Annotated in this window: 25 protein-coding genes; 14 read left to right on the forward strand and 11 right to left on the reverse strand. The window is 59.2% G+C overall.

Translation table 11 applies throughout. The features are described from left to right. Positions 1-232 precede the first annotated feature (232 nt). On the forward strand, positions 233-790 hold the full coding sequence (locus GF108_RS13455) for a DUF1134 domain-containing protein (protein ID WP_228019372.1): 558 nt from the start codon (positions 233-235) through the stop codon (positions 788-790). A gap of 110 nt (positions 791-900) precedes the next feature. Then, positions 901-1,962, forward strand: coding sequence for a hypothetical protein (locus GF108_RS13460; RefSeq protein ID WP_153668402.1), 1,062 nt, complete (start codon positions 901-903; stop codon positions 1,960-1,962). Here GF108_RS13460 and GF108_RS13465 read toward each other — a convergent pair. The 3 genes from GF108_RS13465 to GF108_RS13475 all read right to left on the reverse strand — a co-directional run bounded on the left by GF108_RS13465 (position 1,918) and on the right by GF108_RS13475 (position 3,784). Continuing rightward, positions 1,918-2,742 (reverse strand): RNA methyltransferase, encoded by an 825-nt coding sequence (locus GF108_RS13465; RefSeq protein ID WP_153668403.1) that lies wholly within the window; start codon positions 2,740-2,742, stop codon positions 1,918-1,920. The genes GF108_RS13460 and GF108_RS13465 overlap by 45 nt on opposite strands. Then, the gene (locus GF108_RS13470; RefSeq protein WP_370462161.1) at positions 2,739-3,518 is read right to left on the reverse strand and encodes a HugZ family protein; all 780 of its coding nucleotides are present in this window, start codon (positions 3,516-3,518) and stop codon (positions 2,739-2,741) included. Before GF108_RS13470 ends, GF108_RS13465 begins: the two co-directional genes overlap by 4 nt. 74 nt (positions 3,519-3,592) lie before the next feature. Continuing rightward, the gene (locus GF108_RS13475) at positions 3,593-3,784 is read right to left on the reverse strand and encodes a hypothetical protein (RefSeq protein ID WP_153668405.1); all 192 of its coding nucleotides are present in this window, start codon (positions 3,782-3,784) and stop codon (positions 3,593-3,595) included. A gap of 194 nt (positions 3,785-3,978) precedes the next feature. On the opposite strand from GF108_RS13475, the gene GF108_RS13480 reads away from it, so the two are divergent. Beyond that, on the forward strand, positions 3,979-5,001 hold the full coding sequence (locus GF108_RS13480; protein ID WP_370462162.1) for a cell wall hydrolase: 1,023 nt from the start codon (positions 3,979-3,981) through the stop codon (positions 4,999-5,001). Positions 5,002-5,052: 51 nt separating this feature from the next. On the opposite strand, the gene GF108_RS13485 is transcribed toward GF108_RS13480, so the two are convergent. Further along, positions 5,053-5,442, reverse strand: a complete 390-nt coding sequence (locus GF108_RS13485; RefSeq protein ID WP_091946402.1) for a DUF930 domain-containing protein — start codon at positions 5,440-5,442, stop codon at positions 5,053-5,055. A 170-nt stretch (positions 5,443-5,612) separates the two neighbouring features. Then, entirely contained in the window at positions 5,613-6,374 is a 762-nt protein-coding gene (locus tag GF108_RS13490; protein ID WP_153668406.1) for a 3-hydroxyacyl-CoA dehydrogenase, read from the reverse strand. Between the two features lie 334 nt (positions 6,375-6,708). On the opposite strand from GF108_RS13490, the gene GF108_RS13495 reads away from it, so the two are divergent. The 6 genes from GF108_RS13495 to GF108_RS13520 all read left to right on the forward strand — a co-directional run bounded on the left by GF108_RS13495 (position 6,709) and on the right by GF108_RS13520 (position 12,358). Next, positions 6,709-8,313: an ABC transporter substrate-binding protein gene (locus GF108_RS13495; RefSeq protein ID WP_027233489.1), complete on the forward strand. Its 1,605-nt coding sequence runs from the start codon at positions 6,709-6,711 to the stop codon at positions 8,311-8,313. 53 nt (positions 8,314-8,366) lie between these two features. Then, complete coding sequence (locus GF108_RS13500) at positions 8,367-9,374, forward strand: ABC transporter permease subunit (protein WP_027233488.1); 1,008 nt, start codon at positions 8,367-8,369, stop codon at positions 9,372-9,374. A gap of 64 nt (positions 9,375-9,438) precedes the next feature. Next, the gene (locus tag GF108_RS13505) at positions 9,439-10,299 is read left to right on the forward strand and encodes an ABC transporter permease subunit (RefSeq protein ID WP_051615420.1); all 861 of its coding nucleotides are present in this window, start codon (positions 9,439-9,441) and stop codon (positions 10,297-10,299) included. Positions 10,300-10,301: 2 nt separating this feature from the next. Beyond that, positions 10,302-11,156, forward strand: coding sequence for an ABC transporter ATP-binding protein (locus GF108_RS13510; protein WP_051615418.1), 855 nt, complete (start codon positions 10,302-10,304; stop codon positions 11,154-11,156). Further along, entirely contained in the window at positions 11,153-11,986 is an 834-nt protein-coding gene (locus tag GF108_RS13515) for a dipeptide ABC transporter ATP-binding protein (protein WP_027233486.1), read from the forward strand. The genes GF108_RS13510 and GF108_RS13515 overlap by 4 nt, the downstream gene beginning before the upstream one ends. Positions 11,987-12,091: 105 nt before the next feature. Beyond that, positions 12,092-12,358, forward strand: coding sequence for a hypothetical protein (locus tag GF108_RS13520; protein ID WP_027233485.1), 267 nt, complete (start codon positions 12,092-12,094; stop codon positions 12,356-12,358). Positions 12,359-12,361: 3 nt separating this feature from the next. Here GF108_RS13520 and choV read toward each other — a convergent pair whose 3' ends face one another. From choV to GF108_RS13535, 3 genes are all read right to left on the reverse strand, one after another. Then, positions 12,362-13,405 (reverse strand): choline ABC transporter ATP-binding protein, encoded by a 1,044-nt coding sequence (gene choV, locus GF108_RS13525; RefSeq protein WP_091944185.1) that lies wholly within the window; start codon positions 13,403-13,405, stop codon positions 12,362-12,364. Continuing rightward, complete coding sequence (gene choW, locus GF108_RS13530; protein ID WP_027233483.1) at positions 13,402-14,244, reverse strand: choline ABC transporter permease subunit; 843 nt, start codon at positions 14,242-14,244, stop codon at positions 13,402-13,404. Before choW ends, choV begins: the two co-directional genes overlap by 4 nt. Positions 14,245-14,358: 114 nt before the next feature. Beyond that, the gene (locus GF108_RS13535; protein WP_153668407.1) at positions 14,359-15,300 is read right to left on the reverse strand and encodes a choline ABC transporter substrate-binding protein; all 942 of its coding nucleotides are present in this window, start codon (positions 15,298-15,300) and stop codon (positions 14,359-14,361) included. Between the two features lie 189 nt (positions 15,301-15,489). On the opposite strand from GF108_RS13535, the gene GF108_RS13540 reads away from it, so the two are divergent. Together GF108_RS13540 and GF108_RS13545 are read left to right on the forward strand one after the other, a co-directional pair. After that, positions 15,490-16,092: a thymidine kinase gene (locus GF108_RS13540; RefSeq protein WP_153668408.1), complete on the forward strand. Its 603-nt coding sequence runs from the start codon at positions 15,490-15,492 to the stop codon at positions 16,090-16,092. Positions 16,093-16,173: 81 nt separating this feature from the next. Next, positions 16,174-16,380: a molybdopterin-binding protein gene (locus tag GF108_RS13545; RefSeq protein ID WP_027233480.1), complete on the forward strand. Its 207-nt coding sequence runs from the start codon at positions 16,174-16,176 to the stop codon at positions 16,378-16,380. A gap of 6 nt (positions 16,381-16,386) precedes the next feature. On the opposite strand, the gene tsaA is transcribed toward GF108_RS13545, so the two are convergent. Beyond that, positions 16,387-16,911: a tRNA (N6-threonylcarbamoyladenosine(37)-N6)-methyltransferase TrmO gene (gene tsaA, locus GF108_RS13550; protein ID WP_153668409.1), complete on the reverse strand. Its 525-nt coding sequence runs from the start codon at positions 16,909-16,911 to the stop codon at positions 16,387-16,389. 9 nt (positions 16,912-16,920) lie between these two features. Then, positions 16,921-17,940 (reverse strand): iron ABC transporter substrate-binding protein, encoded by a 1,020-nt coding sequence (locus GF108_RS13555; RefSeq protein ID WP_153668410.1) that lies wholly within the window; start codon positions 17,938-17,940, stop codon positions 16,921-16,923. A 112-nt stretch (positions 17,941-18,052) separates the two neighbouring features. Here GF108_RS13555 and modA point away from each other — a divergent pair, with 112 nt between their 5' ends. The 3 genes from modA to modC all read left to right on the forward strand — a co-directional run bounded on the left by modA (position 18,053) and on the right by modC (position 20,688). Beyond that, complete coding sequence (gene modA, locus GF108_RS13560) at positions 18,053-18,847, forward strand: molybdate ABC transporter substrate-binding protein (protein ID WP_091923885.1); 795 nt, start codon at positions 18,053-18,055, stop codon at positions 18,845-18,847. A 66-nt stretch (positions 18,848-18,913) separates the two neighbouring features. After that, positions 18,914-19,615 (forward strand): molybdate ABC transporter permease subunit, encoded by a 702-nt coding sequence (gene modB / locus GF108_RS13565; protein ID WP_153668411.1) that lies wholly within the window; start codon positions 18,914-18,916, stop codon positions 19,613-19,615. Continuing rightward, the gene (gene modC, locus GF108_RS13570) at positions 19,612-20,688 is read left to right on the forward strand and encodes a molybdenum ABC transporter ATP-binding protein (protein ID WP_153668412.1); all 1,077 of its coding nucleotides are present in this window, start codon (positions 19,612-19,614) and stop codon (positions 20,686-20,688) included. Before modB ends, modC begins: the two co-directional genes overlap by 4 nt. On the opposite strand, the gene GF108_RS13575 is transcribed toward modC, so the two are convergent. Continuing rightward, complete coding sequence (locus tag GF108_RS13575) at positions 20,682-21,065, reverse strand: winged helix-turn-helix domain-containing protein (protein WP_153668413.1); 384 nt, start codon at positions 21,063-21,065, stop codon at positions 20,682-20,684. The two genes, modC and GF108_RS13575, sit on opposite strands and share 7 nt — an antisense overlap. Positions 21,066-21,130 lie beyond the last annotated feature (65 nt).

The following is a 21,130-nucleotide window of genomic DNA, read 5'->3' on the forward strand; positions in this document are numbered from 1 at the left end:
GCAAGAAGCTCGTGGCGAAAGCTTGTGAATGCTGAATTTCCGGCATTTTTGCCGATCTTTGCAAGTCATTGAAATGCCAAGATCGATTCATAAACTTTTATACAAGGTTTAGCGCCTTAAATTGAGCACCAAATCATTAGGCAGGCGCAAGATCTGCAAATCTCCCGTATCAGGCGTCAGGCAAAGAAGCGAACAGCCAAAAGGAATTACGATGGCGTCTCTACTCTTGTCTATGAACCGTGGTCTTCTTCTCGTCCTGACACTCGTGTCACTTGTTTTTGCCCAAGCCCAGGCGGCCCGCGCGCAAGAAACCTATACGATGGAAGAGATCGTCAATTCCGGTCAGCGGTTCTTCGGATCAACCTCAGGCGGATTGGCTACAGCTGTCGAGAAGGTGTTCGCGAGTTACGGCCTTCCTAACGGCTATGTCCTCGGCGAGGAAGGATCGGGCGCTCTCATCGGCGGCCTGACCTACGGGGAGGGCACGCTCTATACGAAGAACGCCGGCGATCACAAGACCTACTGGCAGGGCCCGTCGATCGGCTGGGATTTTGGCGGACAGGGCTCCCGCGTGATGATGCTGGTTTATAACCTCGACGACGTTCAAAATCTTTATGGGCGCTTTGTTGGGGTTGCTGGTTCCGCCTACCTTTTTGCCGGCGTGGGCTTCAATGTTCTCAAGCGCAATCAGGTATTGCTCGTTCCCATCCGCACGGGTGTCGGCGCGCGTCTTGGCGTCAATGTCGGCTACTTGAAGCTGACCCAGACCCCGACATGGAATCCGTTCTGACAGAGCAGGATTCAAGTCTGCCCGGCGCGGACCCATGCGGTCCGCGTCTTTGTTTTCGGCGCCCCCGCTGCTAAGACTCCCTTTAAAGAAACGCCAACAGGACCCCGATCTTGATCCAGTCCGTAATCTATTTTGCCCTTGGGTTCTTGAGTGCCGTGCTTCTGGTCCTGCTGGTCGCGCCGCCGATCTGGCGCAGGGCCATGCTTTTGACCCGCAAGCATGTGGAGGCCGAGACACCCCTGACGCTCAATGAAATTCAGGCGCAAAGGGATGGATTGCGCGCCGAACACGCCATGGCGGAGCGCAAGCTCGAACTTGCACTCGAAAGCGCGCGCAACAAAGCGGCGCAGCACCTGACCGAGATCGGCGAAAAGGAACGGCTAATTCGCAAGCTCACGGCGGATCTCGGCGAGCGGGAAACCAGCATTGCCGGTCTTTCAACGTCACTGAGTACTAATGAAGATACGCTCGAACGATCATCACAAAATCTCAGTGGCACGGCGAAGACTCTCCAAGAGCGCACCAGCGAGGTTGAGCAGCTCAACCGGCGTCTGTCGAAACTCTCGATCGATGCCGATAGCCTGCAGATTGAACTTGCTGCCCAATCCGCGCGCGTCGAAAACCTCCTCGACGAATTGAACGACGCGCGGCGCGAAAAGCGCGACAGCGACGAGCAGCGGCGGAAAATCGAGACCGAGCACAAGGCTTTGCAACATAGTCTGGAACAGGAAGCAGCGCAGCGTACCGAGTTCGAAAAGCAGGCGACCGCGCTTTTGACCAAGTTGTCCGACACAGAGGCGAAACTCGCCCGTCGCGAGAAGGACATGGAAAGGCTGAACGAGAGACTGCGCAAGGTCCTCGCTGACGGCCGCAAGCAGGGCACTTCCGTTGTCGATACGCCGCGTGGCAAGCAAGCGCTGATCCAGGCCGACGAAACCCGGCTGATGCGCGACGAGATGAATACGCTTGCCGCACAGGTCGTGGCCATGGTGGCGAGGCTTGAAGGCGAGAAGTCTCCCGTCAACGAAATTCTAGGCAAGGCTAAAAGACAGGTGCCGGCGGTCTATGATGAAAATGGCGAGGCCATCGTCAGCATTGCCGACCGGGTGCGCGCCCTGCAGGCCGCCTCAAAGCCCGCTAAAGCGGCTGAACCGCGCGAGAGCGATGCCTGAGGCGGTTGCAACGTTTAGACTATCGAAGCTCTTCGACATGGGTATTCGCACCGTCTGAAGGCGGTCCAGCAACGCCTCTGGCAGACCTTCCCCTTCCGTTCCAAGGAGAAGTGCGGTGCGCTGGACCGGCTCAGCCGCGTTGATGCTCGTCTTGCCCGAGGGGCTCAAGGCAAAAATCGTATAGCCTGCGCTCTGCAGTTTACTGACAATGGCTTCGATCGATCCCTCGCGGGCGAAAGGAACCTTGAGCGCGGCGCCAACAGAAACGCGGATCGCCTTGCGGTAGAGCGGATCGCAACTCGTCTCGTCCATGAAAATGCAGTCAGCCTCGAAAGCCGCGGCGTTGCGGAAGATCGAGCCCATATTGTCGTGGTTTGAAAGCCCGCACAGGACAACGGCCAGCCCGTGTTCCGGCATGGCGGCAAGCAATGTGTCGACGGTGTGCGGTCCGCTGCGCCGTCCTATTGCCAGAACGCCGCGATGCATCGGAAAGCCGGCAATCGCATCCATCGTCTCCCGGCTGACGCAATAGACCGGTACGTCGGGCGGACACAGTTTCAGCTGTTCGGACAGGCCCGAAAGCCGGTTCTCCAGCACAAGGAGCGAGTCGGCGGCAAAGTGCGGGCTCGTCAAGAGCACGTTCAGGACAACCTTGCCCTCGGCAATAAATCGACCCTCGCGGCCGACGAGATCGCGCTCGCGCACGTCGCGATAGGGCGCAAGTCGTTCATCGCGAGGGTCGTCGATACGGATGACCCTTTGATCGGGCGACGCCGTCATGCCGGAGATTGGGACGCCTGCAGGCCGGCGCGCGCTTCTCCTGCCATGCGGACGAGCGTCTTGTGCATGTCCTCCGCCGATGTGAGCGGCGAAGCAAAAAAGACGCGTTCAACCGCATCGCCATCCGCGATATCGAAGCCGTCGGCGTCAATGCCGGTGATCCGCCAGTTGCCGTCATCCGCCTTGGCGAAATACCGGGCGTAAAGGGCAATCGCCGCCGCATGATCCTCGTTCATGTGTTCGACCGCCGATTTTTCCGCCGCCGCAAGCGCATCATTGGCCGGATTGAGACTGAGCCATTCGGCCGGCGGCAGCTGATAGGCGCGCCCGAAACCGGCGTTCAGGCGGGCATTGTCGGGTTCGAGCCGAAAGAAACTGAAATCGCCAAGACCGGCATAGAGCTTGGCCTTGGGAAGGTGCGAAAGATAGCGCCACTCGATCCGCTCATGTTCCGGCGTGTTGCGTGCAATTTGGCGTGCTTTCGCCGTAATGGTCATGCGGGGATGGGCCAGAGGGTCGCCCTTTCCAGGCTCTCCCACCAGCAGCGAACAGCGGGGATCGGCAAGGAGCGCCGGCGTATGCGCGGCCAGCGCTGATGCAAGAATGACAGGGGCGCCGTCGTGGTCGGTGGCAAGGCCTACCCGCGTCGCGATAGGATGGCCGGAGCCAGGTTCGAGCGTCGCTAGCGCCGCATATCGCGCGGCGCGCAGCAATGTACGCGCAAGGCGAACGGCGCCTTCATCGATTTCACGCAAGACGTCTTTCTTTTCGGCCACGGGATACCTCTCGATCTGTTGGCCGATTGATAGTGCGTGACGGGCAGGGGAACAAGCTGTTTGGTAGCAGTGGCTCAGGCGGCGACTGATTGGTTGTCATTGAATCCGATCGCATCCATGCAATCATCGAGGAGATCGAGATCAACCGGGCCGATCGTGCACAGGACCGGCGCCACGTCCTCCGCCGGAACCTGCAGCGCCACAAGTTCCTTCAGCACTTCCATTAGTGATTCGCGCGTGTCATACCGGTGGGAGCGCTTGTGCATCGGCCGTGCCTTCGAGCGTGGTTACTGGCCAAAACATTAAGGCAATTACGGTAAACGAATTCTTAATTTTGCCATTTTTGAAATTTTTTTGCTGTGCGGGTGAATAAAATAAGTTCATGATTTCAAAAGGATGAATAGGCATGGTAACGTTAACGTCATCTTTGCCATTGTTTGGCCCTAAATGAGATCATTCTGTGAGCACCTTCACCAGCAGGAACAACAGCGATGAGAATTGCTTCGTGATCGGCTTCGCTAAGTGGAAGATCCATTCAATTGCGGGCATCATAGCGGCCGCGGGGCTTGTCAGTGGTTGCGCGCAGACCGGACAGCACTCGAAAATTTCAGCCAATCTGACGAATAAAGGCACCAGCAAGAGCTACGCCTATACGCCGAAGGACAAGGAGTGTCTTGAGCGGGCGATGTTCTTCGAATCCAACCGTTCGAGCCAGGATGGGCTGGTTGCGGTTGGCACGGTCGTGATGAACCGCCTCGATTCCGGCAAATGGGGCGATTCCATCTGTGGCGTGGTTGGACAGAAGGGGCAGTTCGCTCCAGGCGTGCTTTCTCGCCCGATGAAGTCCGTTGCTCTCCCGGATGTGCAGGCGGCCGCCGACGCGGTGCTGCGCGGCGAGCGCAATACCAAGGTGAAGAATGCCATGTATTTCCACACGGCAGGCCTTCGCTTCCCCTATAAGAACATGCACTATACGGTCGTTGCCGGTGGCAACGCGTTTTATGAAAAACGCGACCGCTATAATACGGCAGACATCGCGTCCAAGGATGCAAGCGCAGCCATCGCCAATGCCTATATCGCCAGCCTGCGCATGGGCGGCAGACCGACGATCGCAACTGCCCCGACCATGGTCGCGAGCAATGTCCCGGGCGTAACGACGACTGCGGTCGCCGCGGCGCCGGCGGCTTCGACGACGACCTCGACGGCGACAGCGGGACGTGTCACTGCCAACCAGCAGCCGATCCTCATGGCACAGGCTGACATAACGCCGGTCATCGCCAATCCGGCGAAGGTTGCCGTGCCGATGGATCCGCCGCCGCAGGCGATGGATTACCGGACCAGCGAGCCGACCGTTCGCGTTGCACAGCCAGCTGCAGCGCCGGCAACAGATCCGAGCCTGCTCGCCTATGAGGCGCCGAACGCCAAGAAGGTCGACGCGATCGGACAAATGCTGCTCGCACAGGATCGACCGACGTTCAACTGACCGATGTTCGTTCAGAGAGATCATTCGAGGCGCCTTGTGCGCCTCGAACTTTTAGGGGACGAGGTAGTGGTGCGCCCACTGATCGTGCGGCACCACCTGGCCGATCGCATATTGGAACGTCAGGATCGTCATGTGGTCGGGTGAGGTCGAGCAGGTGTAGGAGAGGTGATACCACTCTCCCTTGCTGCGAAAGGCTGCCCCGGCCGAACGGATTTTATCGCCCTTGATCTTCGGCTCTTCAAAAGCATAGGCAACGAGTTCGTCAGGGACCAGCTTGGCCGGGTCCTTGTGTATGCGGTCCATCGCCTCGACGTCGCAGCGCTGTTCCAGCCTGGTTTCGGGATCAAGCCGCTGCAACTCTTCCGTTGCACCGCTATCCATGGCCCGGGCCGGCGCCGCTAAAGCGAGCGGCAGCAACAGCATGGCGCTAATTCGTTTCATCATTTCGGCTTTCAAATTGCAGGATATCGAAGCAGGGACCGGCAACAGGCCGGCCGAAGCTCAAAGCGCTAGAGTAACAAGAATTGCCCTAGATACTCCGCCGATTGGGACCAAATTATGAAACGTTCCTCGGCCTGCCAAGCCGATCGATCTTCTGGCGTCGCGTCCGGCTATTTTGGCGCCATGCGAATGGCGCCGTCGAGCCGGATCGTTTCGCCGTTCAGCATGGGATTTTCAATGATATGCAGCGCGAGGGCGGCATATTCCTCCGGTTTGCCCAGTCTCGAGGGGAAGGGGATCGAGGCCGCCAGCGAATCCTGCACCTCCTGCGGCATGGCAAGCAGCATGGGCGTGGCGAAGATTCCGGGCGCGATCGCCATCACGCGGATGCCGAAGCGTGCGAGTTCGCGTGCCGCCGGAAGGGTGAGGCCGGCAATTCCCGCTTTCGACGAGGCATAGGCGGCCTGTCCGATCTGGCCATCGAAGGCAGCGACCGACGCGGTTGAAATGACGACGCCGCGCTCGCCGGTCGCAAGCGGTTCAAGCTTTGCAGCGCCGTCGCTCACCAGACGCAGCATGTTGAACGAACCGATGAGATTGACCTCGATGACGCGGCGATACAATTCGAGATCGTGCGGACCATCGCGGCCGACGATACGTCCGGCATTGGCGATGCCAGCACAATTGACGAGAATGCGCGGGGTCCCAAGTTCATCGGCCACGCGGGCAACCGCCTTTTCGCCCTCGGCAGCGTTGGCTACGTTGCAGGCAAGGGCAATTCCGCCGATCTCGGCGGCGACCTTTTCGGCCGCGTCCAGATTGATGTCGATGATGGCGACCCTGGCGCCTTTTTGTGCGAGGGCGCGGGCCGTGGCGGCCCCGAGCCCCGATCCGGCGCCTGTAACGATTGCTGTTTGCCCGTTTTCGTCCAAAATAGACCACTCCTGTTGATCTTATGAGTTCTTGCACGTGTTTTGGTGCTGAACTAGACTGAAATGTACCCTCTTAGCGCGAAATACGCCACGTTTGCGTCAAACTGGTAAACGCTGCTACCCGGCATACCAAAAGTTAGTGGACGGATTTTTAGTCGATTTCACCATTAATTGATTAAATGGGGCGATTTTCCCCAGAATCGACAATTATGCCTTCTGGGACGGGTTGACTGCGAATGAATCTGCTTGCATTGCGACATGGCAAAGGCTTCCATGCGACTTTCGTTGTAGGCATGGGGGCCTGCAACACAAAAAACCTCTGAAGGTGGAAAAGATGAATACCTACAAGAAACTCCTTGCGGCGAGCGCGCTCGCAATGCTGACGGGTGGGCTGATGGCAGGTGGAGCCTCGGCCAAGACGTTGGTCTATTGTTCGGAAGCTGCACCGGGCGGCTTCGACCCTGCGCTCTATACCGGCGGCGAGACGCTCGACGCTACGGGACAGGCCGTTTTCAACAAGCTGGTCGAGTTCAAGCCGGGCAAGTCCGAAGTCGAGGCCGCGCTTGCTGAAAGCTGGACGATCTCCGACGATGGCCTGCAGTACACGTTCAAGCTGCGTCCCGGCGTCAAGTTCCAGACCACGAGCTATTTCACGCCGACGCGTGACCTCAATGCCGACGACGTCGTTTTCTCCTTCGAGCGTCAGAAGGAAGGCAGCCCCTGGGCGAAATATGTCGATGGTGCTTCCTATGAATATTTCGAAGGCATGGATTTCCCCAAGCTGATCAAGTCGGTTGAGAAGGTCGACGACCTGACCGTCAAGATCACGCTGACCAAGCCGAATGCGCCGATGATCGCCAACCTTGCCATGGACTTCTCGTCCATCGTCTCCAAGGAATATGCCGACAAGCTGCAGGCTGACGGCACCCAGCAGAAGTTCAACGAGCAGCCGGTCGGCACAGGTCCGTTCCAGTTCGTCGACTATCAGCTCAACACCGCCATCCGCTACGAAGCCAATCCGACTTTCTGGAAGGGCAAGGTCAAGCTCGACAACCTGATCTTCGCTGTTACGCCGGATGCTGCCGTTCGCGTACAGAAGCTCAAGGCCGGCGAATGCCAGCTGACGATCTATCCGGATCCGGCTGACGTCGAGGGCCTGAAGGCCGACTCGAACCTCACCGTCCTGCAGGAAAGCGGCCTCAACGTTTCGACGCTCGCCTACAACACGACGCAGGCTCCGTTCGACAAGCCGGAAGTGCGCAAGGCGCTCAACATGGCAATCGACAAGAAGGCTATCGTCGATGCCGTCTATCTCGGTCAGGGCACGCCGGCGATCAACCCGATCCCGCCAACGATGTGGTCCTACGACAAGTCGATCAAGGATGACGAGTACAATCCTGAAGCGGCAAAGGCAGCTCTCGAAAAGGCTGGCGTCAAGGATCTTTCGATGAAGATCTGGGCAATGCCGGTTGTTCGCCCATACATGCCGAACGGCCGCCGCACCGCGGAACTGCTGCAGTCGGACTTTGCCAAGGTTGGCGTCAAGGTCGAGATCGTCAGCTACGATTGGCAGGAATATCTGAAGCGCGCTTCGGATCCGAAGCATGATGGTGCCGTCATCATCGGCTGGACCGGTGACAATGGCGATCCGGACAACTTCCTTGCAACGCTTCTTTCTTGCCAGGCCGTAGGCAGCTCGAACCGCGCCGCATGGTGCAACAAGGAATTCACCGACCTGATCGATAAGGCCGCTGTGGTTTCCGATGTTGCCGAGCGCACCAAGCTCTACGAACAGGCGCAGGTCGTGTTCAAGCGCGAAGCTCCGTGGGCAACCCTCGCTCATTCGCTCGTTACGACGGCAATGACCAAGAACGTCACCGGCTACGTGCCGAGCGCTTTCGGTGTCCACAATTTCGAAAGCGTTGACATCGCCGAGTAATCAAACTCCTCGCGGTACCGGCTTCGGCCGGTACCGCATTTTTTCAGGTTGCCATGTTCCGTTATATCGCTTCCCGAGTGCTGCTGCTGATCCCGACATTCATCGGCATCAGCTTCATTGCCTTTATCTTCATTCGCCTGCTTCCTGGTGATCCGGTCATCGCGCTTGCCGGCGAACGCGGCATGACGCCCGAGCGGCATCAACTGCTCATGGAGCAGTTCGGTTTCAACAGGCCGATCTGGGAACAATATTTCTCGTTCGTCTGGAACATATTCCACGGGGATTTTGGAACATCCATTGCCAGCAAGCGCGCAGTCCTCACCGACTTCCTGACGCTGTTTCCGGCGACGCTTGAGCTCAGCATCTGTGCGATGCTCTTTGCGACCATCATCGGAATTCCCGCCGGCATTTTTGCCGCCGTCAAGCGCGGCTCGGTGTTCGACCAGCTCAGCATGGGCATCGCCCTCGTCGGTTATTCGATGCCGATCTTCTGGTGGGGCATCCTGCTGATCATCCTTTTTGCTGGCATCCTGCATTGGACACCGGTTTCCGGCCGCATGGATCTCATCTATTTCTTCAAACCCACCACTGGTTTCATGCTGATCGACAGCCTGATTTCCGGGCCGAAGGGCGCCTTCAAATCGGCATTCTCGCATCTCGTGCTACCGACGATCGTGCTTGGCACGATCCCGCTCGCCGTCATTGCGCGGCAGACGCGCTCGGCCATGCTCGAAGTGCTCGGCGAAGACTATGTGCGCACGGCGCGCGCCAAGGGCCTCGCACCCCGCCGGGTCATCGGCGTTCACGCCCTGCGCAATGCCATGATCCCCGTCATTACGACGATCGGTTTGCAGATGGGCCTGTTGATGGCGGGCGCGATTCTGACTGAGACGATCTTCTCCTGGCCGGGCATCGGCAAATGGATGATCGACGCCATTGCCAAGCGCGACTATGTTGTCGTGCAAGGTGGCCTCATGCTCGTCGCGCTCATCGTCATGACCGTAAATTTGATTGTCGATCTGCTCTATGCAGTCGTCAATCCGCGCATCCGCGTAAAGTGAGGAAGTCTTGACTAACGAAGTTTCCCCTCCCGTACCGCTCGCCGCGCCCAAGTCCGCGGGGCTGATGGCACGGCTCTCGGAGTTCTGGTTCTATTTCAGCGTCAACAAGGGCGCTGTGATCGGCTTTGGCGTCCTTGTGTTCCTCATGCTCGTCGCCATTTTCGCGCCGGTGCTCGCGCCCCACGCGCCCTACCAGCAATACCGCGAAGCGCTGCTGACGCCGCCATCCTGGCAGACCGGCGGCAATTCGATGTTCCTGCTCGGAACGGACGCGGTCGGCCGTGACCTGCTCTCGCGCCTCATCTATGGCGCGCGCTTCTCGCTGTTCATTGGCCTTATCGTCGTGACGATCTCGATGGTAACCGGCGTGATCCTTGGCGTGCTCGCCGGATATTTCCGTGGCTGGGTCGATGCGCTGATCATGCGCATCATGGATATTATTCTCGCATTCCCCCCGCTGCTCCTCGCCCTGGTGCTTGTCGCAATCCTCGGGCCCGGGCTCTTCAACGCGATGATCGCAATCGCTCTGGTCTTGCAGCCGCACTTCGCCCGCCTTACCCGCGCGGCCGTGATGAGCGAAAAGAACCGCGAATATGTGGTCGCCTCGAAGCTCGCCGGGGCAGGCCACTTGCGGCTGATGTTCAAGACCATCCTGCCGAACTGTCTCGCACCGTTGATCGTGCAGGGGACACTTTCATTCTCGAACGCCATCCTCGAAGCAGCCGCTCTCGGCTTTCTCGGCATGGGCGCCCAGCCGCCGACGCCGGAATGGGGCACGATGCTCGCTGAAGCGCGCGAATTCATCCTGCGCGCCTGGTGGGTCGTCACCTTCCCTGGCCTTGCCATCCTCATCACCGTCCTTGCCATCAATCTCGTTGGCGATGGGCTGCGCGATGCTCTCGATCCGAAACTGAAGAGGAGCTGAGCATGGCGCTTCTGGAAATCAAGAATCTGTCGGTCGGCTTCGATACCAGCAGCGGTCTCTTCATGGCGGTACAGGGCATCGACCTGCATGTTAACGCGCGCGAGGTGCTCGCGATCGTCGGTGAATCCGGCTCGGGCAAGTCGGTGGCCATGCTCGCGGTCATGGGGCTTCTTCCGAAGACCGCTACGGTGACCGCCGACAGCATGACCTTCGACGGACACGATCTTCTCGCGATGTCGTCCAATCAACGGCGCGAGATCGTCGGCCGCGACGTCGCCATGATCTTCCAGGAACCGGTTGCCAGCCTCAATCCGTGCTTTACCGTTGGCTTCCAGCTTGAGGAAGTCTTGCGCGTCCACATGAAAATGGATGGAAAGGCGCGCCGCCAGCGGGCGATCGAACTGCTCAAGCAGGTCGGCATTCCAACGCCGGAAGAACGGCTGAATTCGTTCCCGCACCAGATGTCAGGCGGACAGTGCCAGCGCGTGATGATCGCCATCGCAATCGCCTGCAATCCCAAACTCCTGATCGCCGACGAGCCGACCACTGCGCTTGATGTGACCATCCAGAAGCAGATTCTCGATCTGCTCGTCGGCCTCCAGGCCAAGCACGGCATGGGCCTCATCATGATCACCCACGACATGGGCGTCGTCGCGGAAACCGCCGATCGCGTCATCGTTCAATATAAGGGGCGCAAGATGGAAGAGGCGGATGTGCTGACGCTCTTCGAATCGCCCAAGAATGCCTATACGCGCGCGCTGCTTTCAGCTCTGCCGGAAAATGCCACCGGCGACCGGTTGTCGACCGTTGCGGATTTCATGAAGAACGAAGCGGCCAATGCAGGAGTGGCACCATGAGCGAGATCGTGCTCGAAGGCCGCAATATCATCCGTGACTATCACGTCGGCGGCGGTCTGTTCGGCAAGGACAAATCCGTTCGGGCCGTCAAGGGCGTCAGTTTCACGCTCGAACGCGGCAAGACACTCGCGATTGTGGGCGAGAGCGGTTGCGGCAAGTCAACGCTCGGGCGCATCCTGACGCTGATCGATCCGCAGACGTCGGGCGAACTTCTGATCGAAGGCAAGCCCATCAATATCGCCAAGGATACCGTGACGCCCGAACTGCGCCGCAAGGTGCAGATCATTTTCCAGAACCCCTATGGCTCGCTCAATCCACGCCAGAAGATCGGTGAAGTGCTCGGCGAACCGCTGCTCCTCAACACGAAGAAGACGGCGGCGGAACGTCGTGACCTTGCCATGCAGATGCTGATTAAGGTCGGTCTTGGCCCCGAGCACTATAACCGCTATCCGCACATGTTTTCCGGCGGACAGCGCCAGCGCATTGCCATTGCCCGCGCGCTGATGCTGAGCCCGAGCCTGCTTGTCCTCGATGAGCCGGTCTCCGCTCTCGACCTGTCTGTGCAGGCGCAGGTGCTCAATCTCCTCGCCGACCTGCAGGACGAGTTCAACCTCACCTACGTCTTCATCAGCCACGACCTTTCGGTGGTGCGCTACATCGCCGACGAGGTGATGGTGATGTATTACGGCGAGGTCGTCGAGTACGGTACGCGCGACGAGGTTTTCGCCAATCCGCAGCACAGCTATACGAAGACCCTGTTTGCGGCGACGCCGAAGGCCGATGTCGAAAGCATTCGCGCCCGTATCGAGAAGAAGAAAGCGGCCGCCTGATCTCCCGCGTATGAGCGGTCATCGCGGAAAACGCGCGTGACCGCTTGCATTCGATGCCTGCTTCATGGTGACTTAACAACGCATATGAAGCAGGGAGCGATACGCATGGCCGGCAAACAGCCAATTTCCACGGCGCCCAAGGACGGAAGCAAGGTCACGGTTTTCTGGACCGACGAAGATGGCCAGGAAAACGAATCGATCGGCCAGTATCGCTCGCTCGAGCGACTGAAGGCGACGGGTGGGCAGTGGGACGAGACCGATGCCGGTTGGTGGATCTTTACCGATTCCAACACGCAAAAAAAGGTCTCGCCGCAATCCTGGCAGCCAGCCGGCAAATCCCGCGATGACGAGGATCAATCCGAGGCCGAGTAAGCCTCAGTGCTTCTGGTGCCGTAGCAGCCCGCGGACGATGTCGTCGGCCGAAATCATGCCGAGTATGGTGCCCTTGTCGACGACGCCGACGTCGCCGCTGTTCTTGGCGACAGCCTGCATTATTTCACGTACCGGCGTTTCCGGACGCGCGGTTGCGGCAAAAGGCCGGCTGGCCGGCCGGGTCCGGTCGAGCGGAACCATGATATCTGCCGCCGTCAATACCCCAAGCGGGTTCATGTTGGCGACAAAATCCGCCACATAGTCATCGGCCGGGTTGAGCAGGATGTCCTGCGCCGTGCCGCACTGGATGATGCGGCCGCCCTCCATGATGGCAATGCGATTGCCGATTTTCATCGCCTCATCGAGGTCGTGGCTGACAAAAACTATGGTCTTCTTCAGGCGCGCCTGCAGGCTCAAAAGCTCATCCTGGAGCCTCGTGCGAATCAGCGGGTCGAGCGCCGAGAAGGGTTCATCCATGAGCAGGATAGGCGCGCCGGTGGCGAAGGCACGGGCGAGGCCGACGCGCTGCTGCATGCCACCGGAAAGTTCGCCGACCTTGCGCTTTGCCCAATCCTTGAGGTTCACCAGTTCGAGCTGCTGCTGGACGGCCTTGGCCCGCTCTTCCTTGGGAACGCCGGAAAGCTCCAGGCCAAAGCCGACATTTTCCTCGACCGTGCGCCAGGGCAGGAGGCCGAATTGCTGGAACACCATTGAAACGAGATGCTTGCGCAGATCCCGCAGCGTACCCTTGTCGGCTTTGCCGACATCGATGGATCGGCCATTGTTGTGAACGACAACCGAACCGCGGGAGATCGGGTTCAGGCGGTTGATCGCCCGCAGGAGCGTGGATTTGCCGGAGCCTGACAGCCCCATGAGCACCACGATCTCACCTTCCTCTATCGTGATCGAGCAATTATGCACGCCAAGCACGTGGCCGGTCTCGGCCTGGATATCCGAACGGCTCTTGCCCTTATCGGCAAGCGCGAGCGAACCATCCGTCTTCTTGCCGAAGATTATGCAGACATTGTCGAGCGTAATCGCGGTCATTCCCCTGCCTCCTTGCCGGGACGGAAGATGCGGTCAAGCACAATGGCGACGACCACGATGACAAGCCCTGCTTCAAAGCCGAGGGCGGTATTGACCGAGTTGAGCGCGCGGACGACCGGAACACCCAGTCCATCGGCGCCGACGAGCGCGGCGATGACCACCATGGACAACGAGAGCATGATCGTCTGGGTGAGGCCGGCCAGTATCTGCGGCATGGCATAGGGCAGTTCGATCTTCCACAGGAGTTGGCGCGACGAGGCGCCGAAGGCTTCGCCAGCCTCGATCAGATGCGTCGGCGTCGACGAGACGCCGAGATGGGTCAGGCGAATCGGAGCCGGGAGAACGAAAATGGCGGTCGCAAGCAGGCCCGGCACCATGCCGATGCCGAAGAAGACGATGGCCGGGATGAGGTAGACGAAGGTCGGCAAGGTCTGCATGAGGTCGAGGATCGGCCGGATCGCCGCATAGAATTTAGGGCGATGGGCGGCGATGATGCCGATCGGCACGCCGATGCCCATGCACAGGATGCAGGATGAAAGGACGAGCGTCAGGGTCTCCATCGTCTCCTGCCAGTAGCCCTGGTTGAGAATGAAGAGGAAGCCAAGCGCGGTGAGGATGGTAACGCCAATGGAGCGGCGCAGCGCATAGGCGATCGCCGAAAAGATCGCGACCATGATGAGAGGATGCGGATATTTCAGGACGAACATGAGCGCGTCGATGAAGCCCTGCATGAGGATCGCGAGACCGTCGAAGAACCAGGCGAAATTGTTCGTCAGCCAATCGACGATTTGCTTGGCAGTCCTGCCAACCGGAATCTTGTCTTGCGTTAACCAGTCCAAGCGGAAGTATCCCTCTGTCGCGAAACGAATGGATGAAAGGAGCCGTCCGGCGGATATGCCGGGCGGCCTAGCTTCTTTTCGTTGTTACAGCCGTTCCCCCGTCGGGATCGCCTGTTAGAGTCCCAGAGCCGACTTGACGGCGGGCAGAGCTTCCTTGCCGTCTACGGTGGTTACGCCAGCCAGCCAGGTATCGAGAACGGCGGGATTGGCCTTCAGCCATTCCGATGCAGCCTTGGGTGCATCCTCGCCATCGTCGAGGATCTTGCCCATGATCTGGTTTTCCATCTCAAGATTGAATTTGAGATTGGTCAGCAGCTTGCCGACATTCGGGCATTCGGTCGTATAGCCCGCACGGACATTGGTGTGGACGACGGCGCCGCCAAAATCCGGACCGAACACGTCATCGCCGCCGGAAAGATAGGCGAGCTTGAAGTTCGTGTTCATGGGATGCGGTTCCCAGCCAAGGAAGACGATCGGCTTCTTGCCCTTCGTGTCCTTGGCAACCTGCGCCAGCATGCCCTGCTCGGACGATTCCGCGAGCTCGAAATCCTTCAAGCCGAACTGGTCCTTGGAGATCATGCCGAGAATGAGGCGATTGCCGTCATTGCCGGGTTCGATGCCATAGATCTTGCCGCCGAGCTTGTCCTTGAACTTGGCGATGTCCTTGAAATCCTTGAGACCTTCGTCATAGAGATATTGCGGCACGGCGAGGGTATATTTCGCGCCGGTGAGGTTCGGGCCCAGATCCTCCACGGTCTTGTTTTCGAGGTATGGCTTGATGTCGGCAGCCATTGTCGGCATCCAGTTGCCGAGGAAGACGTCCATGTCCTTCTTGCCGAGCGAGGCGTAAGTGACAGGAACGGAAAGGACCTTCGTGTCCGTGGAATAACCAAGCGCCTTGAGCACTTCGCTCGTCGCTGCGGTGGTTGCGGTAATGTCGGTCCAGCCGACGTCGGCGAAACGAACGGCCTTGCAGGAATCGGGCTCGGCGGCAAACGCGGTGCCAGCAGACAAAACAAGAGCCAGCGAAACGGTGAGTTTGGATAGTACGTTCATTGGTAGTTCTCCCTCTCCGGGTTTCTCCCGGTTGATACTTGCAAGAACCAAGCACCAAATCGGCGGCCATTCAAGCATAGGCGCGCATAAATCCGGTCAAATCGCGACAGTTGTTAAAAATCCGACAAAAGTTGCGGACAAGCTTGTGTGAGGGGTGCATGCCACCGCTCATTCCGGTTAAAGCAGGTCATGGCAAAACTCTATTTCAGCTATTCGGCAATGAATGCCGGCAAATCGACGCTGCTGCTGCAGGCTTCCTATAATTATCAAGAGCGTGGCATGCGCACGATGCTGTTTACCGCCGCGCACTATGCCGAAAACGGCGTTGGAAAAATAACGTCGCGCCTCGGCGTCAGCGCTGCTGCGGAGCTTTATCGCGAAAACGACAGGCTGTTCGAACGAATTGCCGTCGCGCACAAGGTTAGTGCCATCAGCTGCGTATTTGTCGATGAAGCGCAATTCCTGACAAAGGATCAGGTATGGCAGCTCGCGCGCGTTGCCGACCGACTCAACATTCCGGTCATGTGCTTCGGGCTTCGCACGGATTTTCAGGGCAAGCTGTTTCCGGGCTCGTCGGAACTTCTCGCCATCGCCGACAGCTTGCGTGAAATCCGCACCATCTGCCATTGCGGCGCCAAGGCGACGATGGTCGTCCGGCGCGATCCCGAGGGTCATGCGCTGACCGAGGGCGACCAGGTGGCGATCGAGAAATCCCTTTATGTTTCGCTGTGTCGCAAGCATTGGGAAGAAGAGACGGGGCGCGTATCGCCGGGGGATTTCAAGGCTCTTTAAGTCTTCAATGGTCAGTATCGGCAAGGCAAGGTATGGTCGCACATTCAACAAGCGCGGCAGGCGCAATAACGGAGGACACTCATGAAAATCAGCGCACGCAACCGTCTGAAAGGCAAGGTCGTAGAGGTCACCAAGGGCGCGACGACCGCCCATGTCCGCATCGACGTTGGTGGATCGGTCGTCACGGCTTCGATCACCAATGAGGCTGTCGACGAACTCGGCCTCAAGGTTGGCGACAACGCCTATGCAGTGGTCAAAGCCTCCGACGTGATGGTCGCAATCGACTAGAATTCTCTACCGCTTCTGACAATAGGTTGCCGTCGCGGCCGGATCGGTTTCGAAATCGCCGGGTTGCGGCGGTGCAATCGGCTTGAACAGCGTCCTGTCAGGCTTGATATCGAGAAGCGGCGTGCCGTCGAGGCAATCGAGCCCGCGCACCGACAGGATTGACCCGTTCACAGATTCAAGTTTGACGATGGCCGTGCCGATAGGATTCGGCCGGACCGGCGAGCGCAACGAGAATGTGCCGTGGACCACGCCATTATTGCCAGGGCTTTGCAGGACGAGGTCGCGGCGCGACCGGTCGAGCCAATAGAGGACTTCGAGCCGCTCGAACGCCGCCACGCCTTCCAGTCCGGCCGCCCAGGTCTCGAATATTTCGATGGTGCAGAGCGGCCCATCATGGCGGGCCTGACGTGGACATGTGAGGCGAGAAGTCCACGGCGTTGAGATCCGGCCGATGAAAGCGAGGGCGGCATCAGCCGGCTCGGGCGCCCGGACCGCTACTTCATTGGCGCGAATTTCATTCTCCCGTACCATTTTTCGCTCCTAGGGCTTTACCTGCAATAATCGGTCAAATTCCGCGTCGCTGAGATCCACTTGATAGAAGGTCTTGTAAAACGCTTTCGCTTCCTTGCGCAGGTCGGTCGGGAATACATCGGAATAGAGCATTTGTTCCAGCCAGATTATGCCCATCAGGCGGTTGACGCTCGGCGGCCCGTCGAACCAGCCGAAGGGCAGTGCCGGCTGGACGAAGACACGACCGCTTTTCACTGCATTGACGCCGCTCCAGGCAGGATCGGATCGCGCCATTGCAGCGAATTTCGGGTCCGCTGCAATGATAATGTCGGGATTCCATTTGACGACCTCGTCCGGCGTCACTTTCGCCAACCCGCCTTGCCCCTTTTCGGCCGCAACATTGACGGCGCCGAGGGCGTCGAGCAGCTCGAGATTGATCGAACCGGCGAGCCCGGTCTGCATTCCATCGGCGCTCCGCCCGTAATAGACCCGGGGACGGTGGTCCGCGGGAATCTTGGCGAGACCCTCATTAAGCTTGTCCAGCGTCATCCTGGCGTATCGCGCAAGTTCCGTGCCGCGTTCCGGCTCTCCGACGACCTTCCCCAACGTCTCGAAAATCTCGGGCGTCTTCGCGAGGCTTCCGTCGAGGAGTATATAGGGCACACCGGTCTCGTTCTGGATACGCGATGCGAGAACTGCATATTCCTCGCTGACATCGCCCACATCGATAATCAAATCCGGCTTGGCCTTCGTCACGATGTCGGCGCGGATCGCATTCCCTTTGCCGGTCAGCCGCCCCAGTTCTGGCAATTTCAGTGCATCGGGGAGAAGGAGCTTGCCCTCCGCGGACGAGGGGGCGTGCACCCAGCCTGCAAGCTTTTGCGGCGCCAGCACATATAGGAGAACCGAGGCGGGCGGGCCTGCCGCCATGATGCGTTCGACGCGGGCCGGAAGTTCGACGGTTCGACCAGCTGCGTCGGTGAAGCTTTCTGCCCGTGCCGCAAACGCGAAGCTCAGGAAAAGCAATGCCAAAAACGCTATCCGGTGCATGCGCCAATCCTCCGGTCACCGAGCAATATGTTTCAAGAAATATAACACTGGCTATATGATGCCCATCGATATATTCAGAAAAATATCTCGAACGCCTGAACTGGAGGGTTAAATGGGCATTCAACGTCGGCAATGGTTGAAATTAGCAGCTGCCGCATGTGCGGCGGCGTGGCTTGGCATGGCAGGGCCGGTTGCAACGGCACAGGCGCAGGAGAAGGTCACGGTTTTTGCTGCGGCGAGCCTGAAGAACGCCCTTGACGATATCGCCGCCGCCTGGACGAAAGAGTCCGGCAAGGAAACGGCGATTTCCTATGCGGCGAGTTCGGCGCTCGCCAAGCAGATCGAATCCGGTGCGCCGGCCGATATCTTCGTTTCGGCCGATCTCGACTGGATGGATTATGTCGCCAAGAAGAACCTGATCAAGGCGGATACGCGCAAGAACCTTCTGGGCAACCGCATCGTCCTCGTCGCTGGCAAGGACAAGGCGGAACCCGTTGAAATCAAGAAAGGCTTTGATCTTGCAAAGCTTCTTGGCGATGGCCGCCTTGCAATGGGGGCGGTCGATTCCGTCCCGGCCGGCAAATACGGCAAGGAGGCGCTTGAGTCGCTTGGCGTGTGGTCGTCGGTTGAAAAGAAGGTTGCCGGCGCGGAAAGCGTGCGTGCCGCGCTTCTGCTCGTATCGCGCGGCGAGGCGCCTTACGGCATCGTCTACCAGACCGATGCAGCTGCCGACAAGGAAGTGAAGATTGTCGGCACGTTCCCCGAGGACAGCCATAAGCCGATCATCTACCCGATCGCCCTCCTCGCTGAAAGCAAGAACCCGGATGCTGCGTCGCTGCTCGACTACATCAAATCGGACAAGGCAACGCCATTCTTTGAAAAGCAAGGATTTACCGTATTGAAATAACATCCTCGGACTATCCGGACCTAGTATTCGGATAGTCCTGCAATTTGAACGGGCGAGGGGCATGCATTGGACTGGTTTGCATTAAGCAATGAAGAGTGGACTGCGGTCCACCTTACGCTGCGGATTGCTTCAGTTGCGATGCTTGCCAGCCTCATTCCCGGCATCTTCGTCGGCATCCTGCTCGCCCGCGGAAAATTCTGGGGCAAATCCATCCTCAACGGCTTCGTCCATCTGCCCCTCATCCTGCCCCCGGTCGTTACCGGCTTCATTCTCCTGATTCTTTTCGGCAGGCGCGGCCCGATCGGCGCATTCCTGGCCGAATACCTCGGCATCGTCCTTTCCTTTCGCTGGACTGGCGCCGCGCTTGCCTGCGGCGTGATGGGGTTTCCCTTGATGGTGCGCAGCATCCGCCTGTCAGTCGAGGCGGTCGATCGCCGCTTGGAGGATGCCGCGGCCACGCTCGGCGCAAGCCCGGCCTGGGTGTTCCTCACCGTAACGCTGCCGCTGATCCTGCCGGGAATTATTGCCGGCATGATCCTTTCCTTTGCCAAGGCGATGGGCGAGTTCGGCGCGACAATCACCTTCGTTTCCAATATCCCCGGCGAAACGCAGACGCTTTCTGCGGCGATCTATACGTTCACACAGGTACCGGGCGGCGACGCCGCCGCATTCCGGCTGACGATGATCTCCGTCGTCATATCGATGGCCGCGCTGATGGCATCGGAATTCATGGCATATCTCGTCGGACGTCGGGTGGAATTCGAATGAGGCTGCAGTTTGAGGCGAAGCAACGGCTTGGCACCTTCGATCTCGACGTGGCGTTCGTTTCTGAAAGCGGCGTCACTGCCCTCTTCGGACGTTCGGGGTCAGGCAAGACTTCGGTGATCCGGATCATTGCGGGCCTGGCGCGTCCCACGGAGGGCAGGATCGTTTTCGATGGCGATGTTCTGCTCGATACGCAGCGCGGCATCTTCGTGGCGAAGCACAAGCGCCGCTTCGCGACGGTGTTCCAGGAAGGAAGGCTCTTTCCGCACTTATCGGTGCAGCAAAACCTCAATTACGGACGCTGGTTCACGCCGAAGCAGGATCGGGCGGACAATCTTGCGAAGATTGTCGACCTCCTTGGCATCGGCGGACTTCTCGACCGTCGGCCCGGAAAGCTGTCGGGCGGCGAAAAGCAGCGCGTTGCCATCGGCAGGGCGCTTTTGTCGTCACCGCGCCTGCTCTTGATGGATGAGCCGCTCGCGGCGCTGGACGACACCCGCAAAGCCGAGATCCTGCCCTATCTCGAGGCGCTGCGTGACGAGATGAATATCCCGATCATCTATGTCAGCCATTCGGTCGCGGAGGTCGCGCGTCTTGCCGACAGGGTGATCCTGCTGAGCGAGGGCAAGGTCGCCATGGCGGGCGCCGCGACAGACGTTCTCAACGCAACCTCCGTCTCGGTAGCAGCCTCAAAGCGCGAAGCCGGCGCGGTTGTCGAGGGCAAGGTCGTGACGTACGACGCTGTTCACCGGCTTGCCACCATCGGGTTCAACTCTTCCCGCCTCTATGTTTCGGGCACGGAGATTGCCGAGGGCCGATCGGTCCGCGTTCATATCCTCGCCAAGGATGTCATGCTGTCGACCATGCGGCCGGAGCATCTGAGTGCGCTGAACATCATCGAGGGAACCGTCGAGGCGATCAGTCTCGACGCAGCCGGCTCCGCTGACATCCGCATCGAATGCGACGGTGCGCCGATCCTCGCGCGCATCACGCAGCTATCCTGCGAGAGATTGGGTTTGAAGCTGGGGCTTCCCGTCTTCGCCATCATCAAGACAGTGGCGCTGGAGCCCTACTGATCGTCGGGCGACGTCGTCGTCCTGCTGCGGTTGGCGTCCAGCCAATCGATGTCCTCGGCAATTGCCGCAGCGATTTTCGCTTCCATGGCGTGGAAATGCTTGAGGAGTTCTTCACCGAAGGCGGTGACGACCGCGCCCCCACCTTGCTTGCCGCCTCGCTGCGAATCGACAACCGGGGCCGCGAACATTTTGTTCATTTCACTGACCAGCAGCCAGGCCCGCCTGTAGGACATATCCATCGACCGGCCAGCAGCCGAGATCGAACCGGTGGCGGCAATGCGCTCGAGCAGTTGCATCTTCCCGCGACCGAGCCGGTCCTTATTCGGAAAGTCGATGCGGAACACCGTTTTCAGCGTCGTTTTGGAAGTCGAACCCATGTGATTGCTACCGCGCCCATGCCGCTATGCCCGCCGTTCTATAGCAAGGCACATGGCCAGAACAC

It is taken from the genome of Phyllobacterium sp. SYP-B3895 (assembly GCF_009647635.1).
In the GTDB taxonomy this organism is placed as follows: Bacteria; Pseudomonadota; Alphaproteobacteria; order Rhizobiales; family Rhizobiaceae; genus Phyllobacterium; species Phyllobacterium pellucidum.

What these genes read in the sequence shown, in the direction of transcription:
- GF108_RS13555 (WP_153668410.1), bottom strand. Translation starts at nt 17,940, where the DNA reads ATGCACCGGATAGCGTTTTTGGCATTGCTTTTCCTGAGCTTCGCGTTT.
- GF108_RS13495 (WP_027233489.1), top strand. Translation starts at nt 6,709, where the DNA reads ATGAATACCTACAAGAAACTCCTTGCGGCGAGCGCGCTCGCAATGCTG.
- GF108_RS13510 (WP_051615418.1), top strand. Translation starts at nt 10,302, where the DNA reads ATGGCGCTTCTGGAAATCAAGAATCTGTCGGTCGGCTTCGATACCAGC.
- GF108_RS13475 (WP_153668405.1), bottom strand. Translation starts at nt 3,784, where the DNA reads ATGCACAAGCGCTCCCACCGGTATGACACGCGCGAATCACTAATGGAA.
- GF108_RS13540 (WP_153668408.1), top strand. Translation starts at nt 15,490, where the DNA reads ATGGCAAAACTCTATTTCAGCTATTCGGCAATGAATGCCGGCAAATCG.
- choV (WP_091944185.1), bottom strand. Translation starts at nt 13,405, where the DNA reads ATGACCGCGATTACGCTCGACAATGTCTGCATAATCTTCGGCAAGAAG.
- GF108_RS13575 (WP_153668413.1), bottom strand. Translation starts at nt 21,065, where the DNA reads ATGGGTTCGACTTCCAAAACGACGCTGAAAACGGTGTTCCGCATCGAC.
- GF108_RS13515 (WP_027233486.1), top strand. Translation starts at nt 11,153, where the DNA reads ATGAGCGAGATCGTGCTCGAAGGCCGCAATATCATCCGTGACTATCAC.
- GF108_RS13505 (WP_051615420.1), top strand. Translation starts at nt 9,439, where the DNA reads ATGGCACGGCTCTCGGAGTTCTGGTTCTATTTCAGCGTCAACAAGGGC.
- GF108_RS13520 (WP_027233485.1), top strand. Translation starts at nt 12,092, where the DNA reads ATGGCCGGCAAACAGCCAATTTCCACGGCGCCCAAGGACGGAAGCAAG.
- GF108_RS13485 (WP_091946402.1), bottom strand. Translation starts at nt 5,442, where the DNA reads ATGAAACGAATTAGCGCCATGCTGTTGCTGCCGCTCGCTTTAGCGGCG.
- tsaA (WP_153668409.1), bottom strand. Translation starts at nt 16,911, where the DNA reads ATGGTACGGGAGAATGAAATTCGCGCCAATGAAGTAGCGGTCCGGGCG.
- GF108_RS13455 (WP_228019372.1), top strand. Translation starts at nt 233, where the DNA reads ATGAACCGTGGTCTTCTTCTCGTCCTGACACTCGTGTCACTTGTTTTT.
- GF108_RS13465 (WP_153668403.1), bottom strand. Translation starts at nt 2,742, where the DNA reads ATGACGGCGTCGCCCGATCAAAGGGTCATCCGTATCGACGACCCTCGC.
- GF108_RS13535 (WP_153668407.1), bottom strand. Translation starts at nt 15,300, where the DNA reads ATGAACGTACTATCCAAACTCACCGTTTCGCTGGCTCTTGTTTTGTCT.
- modC (WP_153668412.1), top strand. Translation starts at nt 19,612, where the DNA reads ATGAGGCTGCAGTTTGAGGCGAAGCAACGGCTTGGCACCTTCGATCTC.
- GF108_RS13500 (WP_027233488.1), top strand. Translation starts at nt 8,367, where the DNA reads ATGTTCCGTTATATCGCTTCCCGAGTGCTGCTGCTGATCCCGACATTC.
- GF108_RS13545 (WP_027233480.1), top strand. Translation starts at nt 16,174, where the DNA reads ATGAAAATCAGCGCACGCAACCGTCTGAAAGGCAAGGTCGTAGAGGTC.
- modA (WP_091923885.1), top strand. Translation starts at nt 18,053, where the DNA reads ATGGGCATTCAACGTCGGCAATGGTTGAAATTAGCAGCTGCCGCATGT.